The sequence below is a fragment of the Bosea sp. AS-1 genome, from assembly GCF_002220095.1.
In the GTDB taxonomy this organism is placed as follows: domain Bacteria; phylum Pseudomonadota; class Alphaproteobacteria; order Rhizobiales; family Beijerinckiaceae; genus Allobosea.
The window spans coordinates 471,105-488,007 of sequence record NZ_CP022372.1 but is presented as its reverse complement, the minus strand read 5'-3'; the positions used below and the strand labels follow the sequence as shown (position 1 = coordinate 488,007).

Annotated in this window: 10 protein-coding genes; 5 read left to right on the top strand and 5 right to left on the bottom strand. The window is 63.4% G+C overall.

The genetic code is table 11. The features are described from left to right. Positions 1-501: 501 nt before the first annotated feature. Genes CE453_RS03955 through CE453_RS03945 form a run of 3 tightly spaced genes read right to left on the bottom strand, consistent with a single transcriptional unit; the run spans position 502 to position 2,724 of the window. Positions 502-903: a ubiquitination-like system serine protease family protein gene (locus CE453_RS03955; protein ID WP_089173397.1), complete on the bottom strand. Its 402-nt coding sequence runs from the start codon at positions 901-903 to the stop codon at positions 502-504. After that, positions 903-2,090, bottom strand: coding sequence for a ThiF family adenylyltransferase (locus CE453_RS03950; RefSeq protein ID WP_089173396.1), 1,188 nt, complete (start codon positions 2,088-2,090; stop codon positions 903-905). Before CE453_RS03950 ends, CE453_RS03955 begins: the two co-directional genes overlap by 1 nt. Then, positions 2,065-2,724, bottom strand: a complete 660-nt coding sequence (locus tag CE453_RS03945; protein WP_089177692.1) for a multiubiquitin domain-containing protein — start codon at positions 2,722-2,724, stop codon at positions 2,065-2,067. The genes CE453_RS03950 and CE453_RS03945 overlap by 26 nt, the downstream gene beginning before the upstream one ends. 142 nt (positions 2,725-2,866) lie before the next feature. On the opposite strand from CE453_RS03945, the gene CE453_RS03940 reads away from it, so the two are divergent. Both CE453_RS03940 and CE453_RS03935 read left to right on the top strand, forming a co-directional pair. Continuing rightward, positions 2,867-3,256, top strand: coding sequence for an MbcA/ParS/Xre antitoxin family protein (locus CE453_RS03940; protein WP_089177691.1), 390 nt, complete (start codon positions 2,867-2,869; stop codon positions 3,254-3,256). A gap of 28 nt (positions 3,257-3,284) precedes the next feature. Further along, positions 3,285-3,956, top strand: coding sequence for an RES family NAD+ phosphorylase (locus tag CE453_RS03935; RefSeq protein WP_089173395.1), 672 nt, complete (start codon positions 3,285-3,287; stop codon positions 3,954-3,956). A 430-nt stretch (positions 3,957-4,386) separates the two neighbouring features. On the opposite strand, the gene CE453_RS03930 is transcribed toward CE453_RS03935, so the two are convergent. Beyond that, positions 4,387-7,785 (bottom strand): UvrD-helicase domain-containing protein, encoded by a 3,399-nt coding sequence (locus CE453_RS03930; RefSeq protein WP_089173394.1) that lies wholly within the window; start codon positions 7,783-7,785, stop codon positions 4,387-4,389. Continuing rightward, positions 7,785-10,442 (bottom strand): PD-(D/E)XK nuclease family protein, encoded by a 2,658-nt coding sequence (locus CE453_RS03925; RefSeq protein WP_089173393.1) that lies wholly within the window; start codon positions 10,440-10,442, stop codon positions 7,785-7,787. Before CE453_RS03925 ends, CE453_RS03930 begins: the two co-directional genes overlap by 1 nt. Before the next feature lie 521 nt (positions 10,443-10,963). On the opposite strand from CE453_RS03925, the gene CE453_RS03920 reads away from it, so the two are divergent. The 3 genes from CE453_RS03920 to CE453_RS03910 all read left to right on the top strand — a co-directional run bounded on the left by CE453_RS03920 (position 10,964) and on the right by CE453_RS03910 (position 16,892). Beyond that, positions 10,964-12,151 (top strand): DUF6361 family protein, encoded by a 1,188-nt coding sequence (locus CE453_RS03920; RefSeq protein ID WP_089173392.1) that lies wholly within the window; start codon positions 10,964-10,966, stop codon positions 12,149-12,151. Between the two features lie 68 nt (positions 12,152-12,219). After that, a complete protein-coding gene (locus tag CE453_RS03915) occupies positions 12,220-13,953 on the top strand; it encodes a phospholipase D family protein (protein ID WP_089173391.1) in 1,734 nt (577 codons plus the stop codon). Then, on the top strand, positions 13,953-16,892 hold the full coding sequence (locus CE453_RS03910) for a DEAD/DEAH box helicase (protein ID WP_089173390.1): 2,940 nt from the start codon (positions 13,953-13,955) through the stop codon (positions 16,890-16,892). The genes CE453_RS03915 and CE453_RS03910 overlap by 1 nt, the downstream gene beginning before the upstream one ends. Positions 16,893-16,903 lie beyond the last annotated feature (11 nt).

Genomic DNA, 16,903 nt, shown 5'->3' with positions numbered 1-16,903 from the left:
TGCCGGGAGAGCAGTACGCGCCCAGGCATATGCTTCGCCTAGGAGCCTTTGAAACTGCGCGCAGCATTGGTTCGCAGTTTCCGATTACTAATCAAAGTCTTGAACGCAGGCCTCTGAACGTGACTGCAAAAGCGGCTGGGCGCGCTTTCGTCCCGAAACGCCTGCTCACATCAAGAAGGGCAGCTTCAATGCGAGCTGCCAACCCGATTGCTCGACCAGCAACCTTAGGCCCTTTCCGACGTCTGGAGCGTCCGGTTTCGGGCGATTCACTTGGGCAATGTGTAACGCGCAGCCGGAGTTGATCGCGAGCACGGCGATCCGATCGGGGGATGCGCGGATGAATGCTTGTGTCGACCAGATCAGCATCTATCTGGAGGTTATGCAGCCTCGTCGCGACCTTATCGTCTATATGAGTCACGGGGTGGTGCGTTCCCTGCAGCCCGCATCATCCCGTAACCAAAGCCCTTCGTTGTATGGCGCGCATTCCACATTGTGGATGCGCTAACCGATGAGCTTGGCCCACATGCGCTTGAACCAAGCGATGACAGCCCGAATACCCTTCGGCCTAGCGCCACGCTTCAGCCAGCGATCATGTGCACGGCCGGCCTCGATCTGCTTGCGTGTCATCTTGCCGGCCCATTGGATTCGGCCGCGCTTGATGATGTAGTGAGAACGGCAAGGGAAGTCGTGGTTGCCGATCGATGGCCAGATCGAGGCCCCCTCTTCCTCCATTACCAAATCATATTCCGTCGGAACGAGAGGAGTCGAGACTTCCTCACCGCACCCGCAGGCACAATTATGCAACGCAACATGGGACTCGCGGGAGACATAGAGTACCCCATCCTCAAGCTGCTCCGGAATGTCTTCGACGAAGACCGTGGTGAGGCGATCTATCCGAGGCATTATCTCACCCGATTTGCTATGTTGTTGCCCTCGACCATGTAAGCCGCATTCCTCTCGTTGCGCTCATCGCGGTAGAACGTCAGCCAGCGCTTCCAACGCATGATCGCCATGATTGCGTTCAGCGAATTGAGTTCGGCGATTTGGATCTCGGTTCCGTAGACATCGACCTCCTCATCATCGTCACCGAAGGACAGATGCTTCGCCACGTCCTGCCAAGGCGTGCCGGGAGCAATGAAAGTCGCACGTGCGCACCCGTCGAGCACATCGTCGTCGAGCCCGAGTCCAATTCCGGTATCGATGAAGGGGATGCCCAACCGAACCAGGCCTTCGGCAATAGCGCGGCGCGACGAGCCTTTGTCGACACAAACAAATACGAAGTCATATTCTGCAAATTCGTCGATATTGTAGGCAGTGACCCTCACCGCATGTGGCATCACGCCTTTGTGCATGCGGCCGTAGACCGCGGCGTAATAATCGACCTTGCGAGGAAAGTTCTTCGCTAGCCCGAGCTCGGGAGCGCCAGGGGAGCGAAAAAGGTTATGGTTGAGGAGTTGGTCGTCGTCGTAGATGTGGATCTCTGCAACGCGTGTCTTCGCGGCGAGGTCGAGCAAATACGCTCCAGTGCCCCCGAGGCCGATAATCGCAATTCGTCCCCTGAGCTTCCGATTGGCGCCGGCGATCCCGTAGCGGGCCGACGCAGAATCGGGAATGGCGAACGGGCTATCGTCCTCAGCGCTGGTCACGGCCACGCCCGTACGAGCGTTAGCCGTTTTGTCGTGTGAGCGCGCAGCGGCGCCAAGGTGAGCCTCGTAGGTGATCACCTTGTCGTAGATGTTGGCGTACTGGCCGGTACCTTCCGGCTTTGATGAGAAATAGTGGCGGACTTTGATGCCTGACCCAACCGTCGCTTCTTGGCTGCTATTGATGATATTGACCATCGGCGTGCCATCGCGGTGGCAGGGGGTCTCACCCGTGAACCACATGGTGTGGTCGGTTTGGGGAGTTGAGGTGAGACCCTCGGCATTGAGCGAAAGGATGCAAACCAGCGTCCCCCGGCCGAGCGACATGTCACACTTCACGTAGGGCACGCTGTGGACGAAAAGAACGAGCTCGCGGATCTCTAGCTCGAACCCCTCGTCCAGCAGACGCTTGAGATGCGGATCACGACTTATCAGATCGGCGGACATTGAAAATCATCCCGTTCTTGACATCGATCTTCTCACCCTCGACGAGGTCACCTTCGGCGCCGTGAACACCCTTCAGGTACGTGATCGTGTACTTGAAGTTCTCAAAATCGGCGTCGGGGTAAGCGAGCAGCGCGATCTCCCGATAGGTGTGCTTTCTCTTGGGCACCGTGCGCGGTCGGCCATTGACCTTGATGGTCACGTTTTTCGCATCGCGGCTGCGGATGCGCTCGACGCCCTCGTCGCTCAGCGACACCTCGCCGTCAGCGGGGATAACCAGGTCGCCAGCGCTGTCGAGGACGAGTTCGAGATCGTCATCGATATTGGCGTAACGATAGATGGACTCAGCCGCGATCGTCGCCGCCCCCCATTCCCACCTACGTTCGTTGACGGTGAACGTGTAGAGGCGGTCGCCCCGCGCCGAAAGGAAAGTGGCCTTCTCGTTGCGGCGGAAGGTGACTTCATCCTCCAGCCCGATGGAGCGCCCGGCGCCGTCCACGATCTGGATGAGGATGAAATCGCTCGCCGGAACCAGCCCCGCGGCCTCGCGGATCTGGTCCCCATCCATGACTTCGTCCGAAGTGCCGTGGGTGGCCCCGTCGACGGTAAACTCAAATTTGGCGTGTTCGTGGCTCATGGCCATGCTCCGTTCCCCCGGTGACTCTTGATCCCGAGTCCGCCATGGACTAGATTCTTCAATGAGTCCCAATGTGGACTCATCTATATCGGGACTGAATCTATTTTCAAGTCCAAATATGGACAAAACGGGAGAAGTGCGCGTGGCAAACCTTGAACCCATCGCCAGAGCGGGCGACGGGCGATCAGCGATTCCTGCAGTTATGGAAGCTTTCCAAGGACTTGCGGAGTTGTGGCAGCTGTCCACCGATGACCAATTACTGCTGCTCGGATCACCCGGCCGATCGACGTTTTTCAAATGGAAAAAGGAGGGAGGGTCGATACCGCGAGATACAGTCGAACGCGTTTCGCATTTGTTGGCAGTTCACAAAGCGCTGGAGATACTGCTTCCCGATTCGCGCGCTGCCGACGGCTGGGTGCGTCGCCCCAACGACTTCTTCAATGGCCAGAGCGCGCTTGACGTGATGCGCGGAGGCCAAGTCGTGGACATCTACCGTGTCCGTCAGTACGTGGACGCTCAGCGTGGTGGCTAGCGAATACGCCTCAGTCGACGTTGATCAAATGTACTACACGCTGATCCCGTCGCGTTTCCCCACGGTGGACGTGTTCGCGCGCGTCGCGGGCAGCCGCAGCAGTGAACTGGCTGAGATTGAATCAATCACTAACCCCCGCCTGCGGGAGCGCGACCGGCTCATGAACGGGGCTCGGGTTGTCGATGGCAACAACCCGCTGTTGCAGAACTGGAACCATGCTCCGTTCACCTATTTGAACCCTGAGGGCACTAGGTTCTTCGACGCGGATCGACCTGCGCTCGAACTCGCCGCGGACATACAGACGGCATTGGCAATCTCAATAAGAAAGCGAGAGACGTTCCTCGCCAGGACCGCTGAGGCACCGATCGGCTTGGAAATGCGTGAGCTCTCGCGGGGTGTGAAAGGCCGGTTCGCGAATGGCCTTGATTGGGATCCCGACCTAGATCTGGCGGAAAGGCGCCGACGGGGACGCTTGGTGGCGGAGGCCGGCTTTGACGGGCTACTTTTTAGGCCTGCCGAGCGGCCGTCAGGCGTGTGTATCGGTGTTCTCAAAGGCGAGGTGCTGCAGCGAGCAGTGCAACGCGATCACTTCAAATATGTGTGGGATGGTACCCGAGTCCGAGTCGTATATTCGTTCAGCTCAGGGGCCGAGTACCTTCCTGACGATCTAAGTGGAATCAAGCAGATTCTGGCGGCTTAAACGAGGCAGTCCGTTTCAATCTCCGGAGAACTCAACTGAAACGAGCCAACAAATGCGGCTACGCCAATCTGGCTCGCATTCGCGTCGCCCGAAATGCTCCGCCTCAGTAAATCACGCCAGTTTGTGCAACAGATCGCGCTCGACGGGCAGCGGGTGTGATTAGCCTGGAAGATGGCGTTCGGGCTACTGCGCGCTAGGCGCCTAGCCACGGCACCGGCAATCTCGTCTTGGAGCGTCCGGGCCAACGAACGACAAATGTAGCTCCTCTTGATCAAAGGCTTCGATGTCGAGATCCGGTTAGCTGCTTGCAGCCCGACTAAAATTCCAAGCCTCCGTGCCTAGCCGAAACCTGCACCCCGACAAATGGGCCGCACTCGCTGCCGTCGCAGTTTCTCCGGCCAGCGACTACAAAGACGAATCGATTAAGTCGTTAGATCGCAATTGCAGACGGCTCAGGTCGCCGAGCGGCCGTGGAGAGAGTCACTCTTTCAACTACGCCAGTTGTCGGGAAGATGATCAGGCCTACTGGTACACCGGTCGCTGTCAGATAGTCCGCCACCTGCCTCCGGTAGGTGAGGACCGTCGTCGCATCCGGGTTCACGTCGCTCTTCCAGTCGATCACAAGCGTCGGGCGGGCGCCGTCGAAGGCGATGGCGTCGGCGATCCCGTAGGTGACGGTGTCGGCGTTGCCATCGCTGGCGAAGGCATAGACATGACACTCGGGAACTAGGCGATCCCTGACAGCTTGAACCTCGGGCAGCTGCAGAGCGCGCAACATCGCGCCGGCGATCTCCGAAGCGACGAAACCTTCCGCGGCGTTCCCAGCCTCGCTGGTTCCGAGTTCGGCGAGCAGCTCGCGGGCCTTGGCCTCCAGCACGGCGGCGTCCTCCGCGACCTCTCCGGTCAGGATCTCCTCGGCCAGCTTGTGCATCACCAGGCCGCGGACGCGCCCACCTTGGATCGCTGGCGCCAGAGCCTCGGCATCGACCTCCTCAGACGCGGTGACCACGACGGGGGCCTCATCTACGGCCTCCGGCTTGTCAGCATCCTCATGCCGGGACGGCGACTTCCAGTGCAGGCTGCGCGAAGCCCCGACGATGCGGGACGCCTCATCGGCGAAAACCTCCCGGGTCTGCATGTTGGCGCGCGGCGCGGCCGAGGCTGGCAGCTCGGGCTCATAGCCCGACAGATCTAGAGCGGGGAGATCGCTCAGCGAGAGGTCGACCACGCCGAGCCAGCTGCCGCTGGCGACGCCCGACGACGGCCGCGGCACGATCAGGAGCTCGCGAGCCCGGGTCGCGGCGACATACCAGAGACGGACGCGCTCCCGGGCAATCTCGGCTTTCTCGCCATCGGCGGCCTCAGCGAAGCCGTCCGGCGCGATGCCGAAGACCTTCGTGTAGAGCTGACCGGTCTCGCGGCTGATGATCGTCGAGACGCCCTCCTTGAGCCCCGTCGATGTGTTCACGGGGATCACCACCGGCCATTCAAGACCTTTGGACGAGTGCATCGTGATCAGCGACACCGACTGCTCCTGCGCATCCGGCCGACCCTCGCCAGCGCGCTCTTCATCTTCCCAGGCAGCGGTCATGGCCTCTGCGAATGCCCGGAGGCCGCGAGCGACGTAGCTGCGCGACATGCCGAGATAGAGATCTACGTTGGCCAGCGCACGCTCTGCCTGCCCCTGGTGACGGGCAAGCAGGGTCGGGCGGATCCGGAGCTCAGCCACCGCCTGCGAGAGCAGATCATAGGGGGTGGTAGCGTTGCTCCGGCGCCAGAGGCCCTGGAGACGCTCCAGGACCTCCCTGGCGACGGCGTGGGTGACGAGCTCGGGCTCGGTACGCAGCGAGAAGCGCTCCTTGCCGTGCCCGCTTTCGCGCTCCGGCAGAGCGAAGCCGATATCGAGCAGCTCCTCCTCGGTCAGCCCGACGAGAGGTCCACGCATCAGCGCGCCGAAGGCCAGAGTGTCGTGGCTGTCCGCCAGCACGCGGGTGACCGCGATCAGGTCCTGGATCTCCTGTCGCCAGAAGAAGCCCTTGCCCGCCTGGGTCGCAACGGGAATGCCGTAGCGCTCCAGAGCCTCCTCATAGCGCCACAGGTCGGTTCCGGTCGGCGCGAGCAGGGCGATATCGCCGGCGCGACACAGGCGGCGCTCGCCGGTCCTGTGATCGGTGACCTCGGCGCTGCCGATCATCCGCGCGCAGGTCTCTGCGACGGCCTCGGCTTCGGCGTTGCGGATCGCGTCTGCATTGGCGTCTTCATCGACCCAGACATCGAGCGCGGCGACACAAGGATGGCTGCCGACATCGTCGAACCAATGGTCGAGCGCGGTGAAGCCCGGCTGGTCGTTCTCGACGGAGAGAGGCGTCTCGAACCGGCCGTTCACGAACTCTAGGATAGACTTGCAGGAGCGGAAGTTGGTCGCGATCGAAAGGACGTCGTCGCCCGACTGCGCCGCGATCGCCTCGCGTGCCTCGACATAGGCCCGCACGTCGGCGCCGCGGAAGCGATAGATCGCCTGTTTCGGGTCGCCCACGAGGAAGAGAGCGCCCGGCCGGAACACGCGCTGCTGCCAGGGCGTCTCAGGCGTCGGAGCCTCGCTGCACAGGCGCCAGAAGATCTCGGCCTGCAGCGGATCGGTATCCTGGAACTCGTCGACGAGAACCCGGCGATAGCGCTGCGACAAGGCGACCCGAACGGGCTCGTGATCACGCAGGAGATCGCGCGCCGCATAGATCAGGTCGTCGAAGTCGAGGAGCGCGGCCTCGCGCTTGTAATCCCGGAACCGCTGAAGGAGAGGCCGAACCTCTTCCATCAGCGCAGCGAGCAGATGGGCGCCCACGCCGACGACGAGCACACCCCAGGCTTCCTTGCAGGCTGCGTAATGCGTCTCAGCTTCAGAGCAGAGTCGCTCTCCCTCGGCGACGGACAGGCCGCCGGCCTTCGCCGCATTCTTCCACGCCGTGCGCCTCTGATAGGCCCTCAGGGAGCCCGACTTGGTTGCGATCCGGTCGGAGGGTTCGATCCGGATCAGAAGGCAGAGTGCGCGGGCGCCGGCGGCAGCCCGCGCAGCCGCAGCCTGGCCGACCATGTGCTCCAAGTCCGCAACCCAGAGCGGGGTGTCTGGATCCCTCACGGAAGGGGCGTCGATGAATGCGCGGAAGCCAGCCACCGCCGCGACGAAGCTCTCGACCAGCTCAGCCAATGGGCGAGTTGCCGGCGGCCGCACGTCGCGCCGCTGGCGCATCGCATCCGAGACACGGTTGATCGATGCCACGGTCTCGGCCGGATCGATGCCGACAAGCTCGATCAGAAGCTCACTGCCGCCTTCGCCCAGCCGCTCGCGGATCCACGCGTCGCGCAGATCGGTGAAAGCGAGCTCCGCATCGTTGCGGTCCGCGACGCCCGCGCCCGGGTCGATGTTGGCCTCGGCGGGGTAGGGGCTGATGAGGCGCTGCGCGAAGCCATGGATGGTGGAGCAGACGATCTCGTCGATCGTGTCGAGCGCGCTCCGCAGATTGGCGAGCTGCGAGTCCGACGGCCCATCCGGCATCGCCAGCTTCAGTTCCACCGGCACATCGCCGGCAACGAGCCGCTCGACGAAGATACGAACGCGAGCAAGCAGCTCGCTCGCCGCGAGTTCGGTGAAGGTCACGGCCGCGATGCACTTGGGCTGCTCGCCCTCGGCCAGCAGCATGACAACGCGACCCGCCATCACGGCGGTCTTTCCAGAGCCTGCGCCGGCCTCGACCAGGAGCGAGCGATCATGCTCGGTCATGGCAGCCAGTCGCTGGGCCTCGTCCGACAGGATACGAACGGGGGCGTTCATCACTTGACCTCCCAGATGGCGGCCGCGTCATCGAGCGCCAGCGTGGCCGGAGCACGCTTTCGATTGAACCAGGACTTCGCGGCATTCGCCGGCAGGGCGAAGCGCAGATCGTTATAGGCGATAGCCGTGTCCGGCCCCGGCAGGGCACGCCCGCCCTGCAGGTTAGAGCGCGCGGCGGCCAGGAAGATCGCCAGCTGCTCCAGGACCTCGTCAGCGTTCTCCAGCGGCAGGCTACGGCGGTGGCGCGGGTAGTTCAGCGCTGCCTCGACCTCGATATTGGAGCCGAGCAGCTGCTTCACGGCGAAGGCGTAGAGCGCGCGCTGGATCTCCTTGCCGCCGTCGAGCACGTACTCATCCGCGGATCTCGGGGGCCTGCCGGTCTTGTAGTCGTTGACCCGGACCTTCGAGCCGTCGCCGGAGATGTCGAGCCGGTCGATGGCGCCCGTGATCCGGAAGCCCGCGAGCGGAACGGTGACGGCCTCAGTTGGATCCCATGGCAGCTCGATAGACGCATCGACGTCCTCGCGGGAGAAGGGCACCTCTGCGAAGCTGCGCTGCTCTGGCAGCGGAACCTCGTCTTCGGGACGGACGATCGCCACGGCGAGCCCACGCACCTCAGCAAGCGTCCGCGTCCAGATGGCGGCCGGGGGAACCGCGCGCTCTGCCTCGAAGCCGCGTCTGGTGCTCGCCAAAGCGCGATCGATGGCAGCCTGCACGGCCGCGCCATCGGCGTTGATCAGGCCGCCCTCGGCCTCGAGGGCGACAACCGCCTTTTCCAGGACGCCGTGCAGGATCTCGCCGAACTCACGATTGTCGAGTGTGAGGGGATCGATCCCGACCCGCGGCGTCTTCCAGCCGAATCCATAGCGCCACACGAAGCCGAGCGGATCGCGCAGCAGACGCTTGAGGCTGGTCGCCGACTGCATTCGGTCGAGCAAGCCATCGATCATGGGATGATGCGCGCGGATCAAGCCGTCATGGGCGGTGACGTCTTCGCGGAACCAGTCGATCCAGCAGGATTCCGCCGAGCGCGCCAGCGGCGACACGCGGAACTCCGTCGACCTGGCCGTCAGGCGATCGACTTCGCTCATGGCGTGCGCCGGCACGTCATTGCGCTGCAGATAGATCTCGTCGGGCACGCGTCCATGCAAAAGCGGGCTCTTGCCAAGCAGGCGCCCCTCGCCGTCGCGGCGCGGCCTCGACAGCACGAGCTCGGTCTCGGTAGTCGCAACGATGGTCTCGAAGTCCCGGCGATCGGCGACACCGATCGAAAGCGGAGAGAGTTCACTGGTCGGAATGATGTGATCTGGCAGGAGGCGATCATCGCTGCCCATCCTCGGCCAGCCGCGCGATGTCAGCCCGAGCAGCCGGACGAAGCGGCGTGGCGCCGCAGCGAGTGCAGACGCCGGCATCCATGCGATCGAGGCTGGAGCATCCTTGCTATCATCGAGGCAGCGCAGGCCTTCAAGGTTGAGTGGCAAGGCCACGACAGGCCCCGCTTCGATGCCGCGACGCCAGATCGTGAGCGCCGTCGGCGGCAGAACCGCGCGACCAATCTCCTCTGCATCGTCGAGCGATCCGGTGACCGTCTCGACGAGCTTGCGCAGCTCGCCGGTATGGTCGACCTCGTCCGGCCAGCTTTCGGCCGTCAGGCTCGCGAAGAGCCGCTGCCAGGAGGCAGGGGTCGCCATCGGTGCATCTTCGGGGATTACGCGGAGCCAGCCTTCCGGAAGCGGCTCGAAGAGACCGCAGCCGCGACAGAGCGAGGCGAGCCGACGTATGCGCGAGTGGGCGATGCCGCGAACAAGGATCTCCGCGAGCGCGGCCGCCGCCTGGCCGTCGCGGCTCGCAAGCGCACTCGTACCGTGAACGAATTTCAGATCGAGATTGGCGTCGGCGCGCAGCGTGAAGAAGTGATCGTCATAGTCGCCGGGGCTGGCAGCAGCAATCGCGATCTCCGAAGGCTTGGCCCGTCCCGACGCAATCAGCTCGCGCGCCCAGCGCAGCGCCTCGATAGCCTCATGCAGCGCAGTCGAGGCGCTGATTGCTCGCAAGGTGGGGCTCAGGCTCGGCGAGCGCTCAATGATGACGCGGCTGCCTTCGAGCCAGTCGGGCACATGACGAGGACCCGCAATCCATCGAACTTCGACATGCTCTGCGAGATCGAGCAGGAGCGGGCGCCAGCATGGCGACATATCGGTGAGGCCGCGCACTTGGATGGGTCCAAGGATCTTCCCAGCATTCTGCAGGCGCTTCCTGGCACGCTCGACGATCAGCCCGGGCGGCAGCATGCCTTCGGGCAATTCATCGAGAACAGCGACTTGGAGGGCTGCGATTGCATCGATCCGGGGCTGACCAGCGCGTGCTTCGAGATCGATACCGGCCCTCCAGATCTTGTGCAGCGTGGTGGCGCCGGCGCCGACCATGCCAGGCAGGCTCTTGATCGCGGTGAGCTCGCCAAGATCGGTGACAGGCAAAGCCTTCTGGAGCGCCTTGCGGAGCGTGTCCTGATCGATCGAACGCGTGAAGCCGCCGGCCAGCCGTGCTGCTACTGCCTCGAAGGTGGTCACCAGCACGCCAAACTGGCCTTGCTTGGCCAACTCCACACGCAAAGCTCGACTTGCGAGCTGTCCGTGCGTGATGATCGTGGATCGCATTGCGCGATTGCCTCCTCGCGATTCTGGCCCTCGAGCCTGATCGAGCAATCTGTCAGGAGATGTCAGTAGGTCGCATCCCTATTGAGCTATCCACCTTCAACCCGTGGCGCACTGTATCTCCGATTTTGGATAGATCTCGCAACGTGTCGAGACGAATCCTCCTTCAAAGCCGCAGAATTCTTGATGGTTGCCTGAGGGTCATTCCGTCGTCTTAATTAAACAGCGAATCGCGATCCAGCCGGAGAATCCTGTGAATCCGATAATGCCCGCTACACTGGGTTGTCTTTTGGGAATCGACTACAAGCAAGCAGATTGGCTCCGAGACTATGCCGATGACGTGCAAATGGTCCGCGACACCGACCTCAGCGCACGGCTCGATCTGGGCCTCCAGAAATGAATCCGGAACGGCACGGCGACGCGGCTATTGGTCCCAGGAAATCCGTCACACTCGATCGTGCTGATTCCGACGAAGGATTGGTCACAAAGCTCTTCGAAGCACGGTACTAAGCAGCAATCTGACAATGGCTAGGACTAACCCAGCAATCGGCTGGTTCATGCTCTCGGAGGCAGACCGCGACTCCGCTCACCGCTTCTTATCGAAGCTGTCGTCCGACGGCACGCGCGACGAGCTCGGCTTCGCTCCTATCCATTTCGCGTTCGCTGACCGCTTCTTTCCAGGTACCTCGGTCCAGCACGCGCAACTGCGCTACGTGTTCTTTGTAGCATGGGCGTATCAGGAACTGCTCGCGGAGTGCGCAGGCGAGCGCTTTGACCGCGACCGCCTGTTCGAAATCGAGCGCCGCTACTCGACGCGCCTTATGGGGACGATCGGCGAGTTGCAGAATTCGGGCATTTCCGGCTGGATGAAATATCAGGCTAAGGAGCGTCCGGTCGTCCGCGCCAGCACCATCTACTGGAACGCCCTGCGCTCATGGCGGATGGCGAACCCCGTTGCTGGCATTCGGGGCGCACCTACAGAGGCGCAGTTGCAGCGGCTCTGGCCGAGTCTGCTCTCTCGGGAGGAGAGCGACACGCAGAAAATATCTAAAGCTATTCTCTTCGACGACATTCCTCCGCCTCCGCTTGGTTGGACGAAGAAGAGCGGACCGCTGAACTTCGATCTCCATCCGCTGGAGGCAGATTACATCCGCCGCAAATGGCGGACCGCGGGCGATGCGGGGACGGAGCCACTCCTCAGCCGGCTCGCCGAGGCCGGCGTGACCTCGGAATCGCTATGGTCCTCCGAAATTCGGCGCGTTGCGACCAACGAGGAGAGGGAACTCCTCGTTCTGGCAAAGAGGGGCGCGTCCGTTGCGTGCATCGCTCGTGCCGCTTATGCAGCGCTCGTCGAAAAGAAGCGCAACGCAGACCACGGTACCGACGAAAAACATCACGCCGAAGCGCTTCCTCTGCTTGTCTCCGAGCACCGTGACGCCGCGCTCGCGCTCGATGTCGAGGCGCTGCGCACGGCAACGCGTATCGACAGCAACCTCACGCGATTCGTCCGAGTAGTAATCGAATGGGTGCGCTCCAATGGACAGCTCGACAGCATCTCGCGCGAGCTGGAGGCGAGGGAGCGCGACCTCAAGCAGGAGCGGGCCTACCTGCTGAACGAGAAGCGGCGGGCAGAGTGGCGAAAGGGCGTTGCCACGCCGCTCGATTACCGCTGGCCGGTTGTGCGTGAGATGATCATGCGGGTTGGAGGCTGAGTACGGGCTTCCACCCCACTAATCGCATCTCAATATTCGGTTCGCTGCGACCGACCCTCGGGCAGTCCGTGTCCAGAGCGGTCGTCGCGACCTATTCTCTGGACCTCATCGCTCTCCTCGGTCTCGTCCTCGCGCTCGGCGGAGACGAGGAGGCGGAGTTCGAGAACTCGCCGCTGGGTCTCGTCAAGGCGTTCGATAGCGTGCGCGGGCGGCTGCGAGTGATCCACCAGGTGGGCCGGATCCTCGCGCCCCGTTCGCACAGGTCGGTCCTGCCGCTGCTTGACACAATGGTCACGGCCATTGTGTCGAATGAGACCGACCAGAGCTGGCACCCGAAGGTCGCGCTTGTGCGATACGATGGTGATAACATCGAGTGGCGCTTCTGGATAGGAAGCCGCAACCTGACCGGCTCGCGTGACCTCGACGCAGGCCTCATGCTGGTCAGCTCGCGAGACAAGTCAGCACGGGTCATTCCGGATATCGAGGAATTGGCGCGCGGACTTTTAGCTGAGGCAGAGTTCAACGTTAGTGAGCTCGACGAGCTACGCACCGCGCGTTGGATGGCTCCTCCCGGCGTCTCGGTGCGCAGGGTGCTGTGGCGCCGGCCTGGCGAGATGCGCCCCTTCATCACGGCGCCGCTGCTCAGTCGGGGGGATAGGGCGAGCGCGGTAAGCCCGTTCATCGACGGAACCGGTCTGAAGGAGGTGCTCCGCGCGGGTTCGCAACCAATCTCTATCCTCACGACTGAAATGGCGGCGAGCGATTGCGCACCGGTCAAGGGTATCGCGTTTCGCACCGGCTCAGCTCCCGAGCCGGAAATTCCCGTGTCAGTCGAGCAGCAAGTGGATGACAAGGAAGCGGAGTTCACCGACCAACCGCCGGCAGGGGTCCATGCTAAGCTTCTTGCCGTCAGCAAGGGCAGCCGCACTGCGCTCATGATCGGCAGCGCCAACTTTACGGGTCGCGGGTTGCTCGGCCCGAACGCCGAGGCGGTAGCGATCCTCGAGGTCACAGACCCAATCCTTTCTGGCTCCCTCCACGACTTCGTCCAGTCTGGCTTTGAGTTCGACAAGTCGAGGGTGGATGAGGATCTCGCGGAAAAGGAGGGGGCGCAACGCCAGCTCGATGAGCGGATCTCGCTCTTGCTCGAAAGCGAGCTGAGCCTCGCTTACGCTGACGACGGCCTGTCACTGATCGTCGGTGAAGATGCCGATGCGGCGCTCGCGTCCGCACGGTTCGAAGTCTCACCCTTCCTCGATCCGGACACGTGGGTTGGGCTCCCGAGCGGCGTCCGCCGGCTGCGCGTGCTTCAGGGGACAGTGAAGTCCAGTGAGCAGACCTCGCTCGTCACGTTTCGCGCCACCAGCCTCTACAATCCGGCGATCCAGCGATGCTGGGTCCTGTCGCTTCCGGTTACCGGACTGGACCAGGAATGCCGCGACCGTGCGCTTCTCGCGCGCTATGTAGGCGCGAGCAGGTTCCGCGACTGGCTGCGTTCGCAGCTCGACGGGTTTGATGGGACTGCCGGTGAGAGGTGGTCGGATGGACCTACCCCTGCGGCCTCAGGAGAACCGTCGCGGATCCCTGATATGTTCACGCTCGAAACCATGCTCTCGGCATGGGCGCGCGACCCGAAGGCCTTCGAGCGGCGGACCGCCGGCACGATGGCGATGCTTGAATCTTTCCGCGAGACCTTCGAGGCGCTGCCTGACGATGCGGAGCGCCGGGCGGCGCTCGCCGATCTCACAGAGGTGCAGCCATTCCTCCAAGCGGTTCATGACGCCATTCACGGGGGCGCGTGATGGACTTGGCCGCTTTCCAGAAGTGCACCGTCGAGGTTGCGAGCGAGGCGTTGGCGGGACCGGGCGCCCGCCGCTTCCTCATCGCGGACGAGGTTGGCCTCGGCAAGACCGTCATCGCGCGAACGATAGCGCAGCGCCTGCGCGCCAGCCGCAAACGCCTGAACTTGATGTATCTGTGCCCTAGCCTGGAGATCGCTGGACAGAACCGGCCGAAGTTCGTGTCGCTCACCGGCATCGAAGCTGAAGAGTACGAGCTAGGCGGGGATCGCCTGGCGCTCGTGCCGGGTCACCTGCCCCAGGAGGGTGAAGGCTTTCGTGTCTTCACCTTTACGCCGGAGACGAGCCTGCCTGGCTGGAAGCCGGGTCCGAGGACCGGACGCAAGGCGGAGCGCGAGCTCATCCGTGCGGCGCTAGATCGCTTCCCAACACTGCTCTCGGTCGTGAAGAGGCTCGACCGCGAGCGCTCCGGCGGTGGTCGCCGACTGCTGGAAGATCGCGGGGTCCTCGATGGCTTCACGGCGGTGGGCATTAAGCGTGCCATGCGCGACATCTTCGACTGCCCGTCGGGCAATGTCGAGAAGGCTGTGCTCGGATGGCTCGAGCGGGAGGACGTCGACGTTGTCGAATTCGTGGGTCGATTCCGCTCGGTCCTCGCGCTTGCAGCCCTCCGCTCGAAGATGATCAAGCCCGATCTCGTCATCCTCGACGAATTCCACCGTTACGCCGATCTTATAATCCCGAAGACGGAACTGTCGAATGTCCGTCTCAAACAAGAGCGCGCACGAGTGCACCAGCTGCTCATTGACGCGCTGCTCGGAGGCGAGGACCGCCCGGCTGTGCTGCTGCTCTCCGCGACCCCTTATCGCCTGCGCCGGCTCGATGGCGACGAAATCCACCAAGTGGATCACTACCGCTCCCTCATCGATCTAGCTGGGTTCCTCGCCGACGACGAGGGCCACCGCACCGCCGTCGAGGACGCGATGCGCGACTATCACCAAGCGCTTGGCACCTCCGGCACGAAGGAGGGCATCCGCCAGTCGGTCCTGTCGGCGAAGCAGCGGCTCGAGGGACTTCTTCGGCCGCTGATGGCTCGCACCGAGCGCGCCCTTGTTCACGAGGGGGATCTCTTCGAGCGCATCAATCCGCAGGTCGCGGTCGAGGCGCAGGACCTCGTTGTCTTCAGGCACTTCGCGGAGAAGGTCGGCACCGAGTTTGCCGGCTGGGCCCCAGCCATGTGGACTTCAATCCCATATCCCGCGCAGACGATGCACGGCTACAAGGTCTGGGAGACACTGAAGCGCGCGAAGCCGGCACCAATCGAGGCGGGCACCGGAAGAGGCCGCTTCGCGCATCCGCAACTCCGCCTCCTCGCCGGGATGGTCGGCGATCCGGCGCATCTCTCGCTGCCATGGCAGCCACCGACCGCCGCGTGGTGGAGGCTGGAGGGACCGTGGTCCGGCAGGCGCCCACTGCCAGGCAAAGCGCTGCTCTTCAGCCGGTGGCGAGGCGCGCCGACCGCAATCTCGGCGCTGCTATCAATCAACCTGTCCGGCGGCGTCCGCAAGCCCAAAGAGAAGCCCCCGGCTCCGCTCCTTCGTCCTGGCGGCAGCGCGACTGGGGCGCTCGTCGGCTTGTTTATGCCATGGCCGAATCTGCCGCTCGCGATCGAACCGCTCAAGTCGGCCGGAGCATCGCTCACGAGCGTCCGGAGGGATGCTCGCCGCCAGCTAGAGTCCTTTCTCCGCGACAGGGGCATCAGGCTCGATGGACAGGAAAAGCGGCCGACTTGGATCGTTGCGGCAGGCATCGAACGCGCAATCTCCGGGCTCGCCTTCCAGCGGGTGTCGTCGCTGGCCGCCAGAGCGAGTCGGGATGCCAACGCCGAGAACTGGACGACGCTGCCTAAAATCGGCCGCGTATCGCCGGCCGAAATCGTCGCCTTGACCGAGCACCTACTGTCATCGCCGGGCTCGATCTTAGCGCGATGCCTAACGCGCCATAATGTGCCGCAGGAACACTCACGCGACCGGCAGCGCGTTTTCGGGTTCGCCTGGGAGAGCCTGCGTCCCTACCTCGGACACCGCGCCTTCGCCAATCTTATCCAGGCGACCTCGAAGCGAAAGCGCTATCCAGACGCGCTCGCCGAGGCGATGGTGAAGGGAGGCTTCGAGGCAGTCCTCGACGAACAGATGTGTCTGCTCTCGCGACTGGGTGACGCCGAGGGGATGGAAATCATCGATCAATTGTCAGCCAGCCTGCTCGATCGCCCAGGTCTCGTGCAGTTTCATCGCGCTAGGGCGAAACATCGTGTCCCGGTCCAGGCGGTGACGCCGTTTGCGGGCGGGGAGAAGCGTCAAGGAGGCAATAAGAAAGGAAAGCGGTTCCGCAGCGACGCGCTGCGGCGAGCGTTCAACTCACCATTCTGGCCCCACATACTCTGCACAACCTCGATCGGCCAGGAGGGTCTGGACTTCCACCTGTGGTGCAGCAGGATCGTCCACTGGGACCCGCCCGGTGATCCGGTCGACTTCGAGCAGCGCGAGGGACGCATTGCCCGCTACGGTAGCCTCGCCGTCCGCCGGTCGCTGGCACGCGATCACGGGCCGGAGGCACTTTCGACTGCCGCAGACTCGAGCCCGTTCGGTGAACTCATATCGCTCGCGCGGAAAGTGAAGGGCGACCGCACGGGGCTCGAGCGCTGGTGGCTGCCTGCAGACGGCCGACCGACCAGCATCAGCTTTGACTGGCACTTCAGCCAACGCTCCGCCCGAAGGGAAAGGATGCTGGAAGACCTGCTCTACTACCGGCTTGCGCTCGGCCAGCCGGACCCCGACGCCTTCGTAGCCATGCTCCGGCGCATCGGGGCTGACGAGGTGGGCGGGCGAGAGCTTGCGATCGACCTCTCTGCCATCTCGCGCCTTCCTGTTTCGCCGGTCTGACCGTGACGCTG

What these genes read in the sequence shown, in the direction of transcription:
- CE453_RS03955 (WP_089173397.1), bottom strand. Translation starts at nt 903, where the DNA reads ATGCCTCGGATAGATCGCCTCACCACGGTCTTCGTCGAAGACATTCCG.
- CE453_RS03950 (WP_089173396.1), bottom strand. Translation starts at nt 2,090, where the DNA reads ATGTCCGCCGATCTGATAAGTCGTGATCCGCATCTCAAGCGTCTGCTG.
- CE453_RS03945 (WP_089177692.1), bottom strand. Translation starts at nt 2,724, where the DNA reads ATGAGCCACGAACACGCCAAATTTGAGTTTACCGTCGACGGGGCCACC.
- CE453_RS03935 (WP_089173395.1), top strand. Translation starts at nt 3,285, where the DNA reads ATGTACTACACGCTGATCCCGTCGCGTTTCCCCACGGTGGACGTGTTC.
- CE453_RS03930 (WP_089173394.1), bottom strand. Translation starts at nt 7,785, where the DNA reads ATGAACGCCCCCGTTCGTATCCTGTCGGACGAGGCCCAGCGACTGGCT.
- CE453_RS03925 (WP_089173393.1), bottom strand. Translation starts at nt 10,442, where the DNA reads ATGCGATCCACGATCATCACGCACGGACAGCTCGCAAGTCGAGCTTTG.
- CE453_RS03920 (WP_089173392.1), top strand. Translation starts at nt 10,964, where the DNA reads ATGGCTAGGACTAACCCAGCAATCGGCTGGTTCATGCTCTCGGAGGCA.
- CE453_RS03910 (WP_089173390.1), top strand. Translation starts at nt 13,953, where the DNA reads ATGGACTTGGCCGCTTTCCAGAAGTGCACCGTCGAGGTTGCGAGCGAG.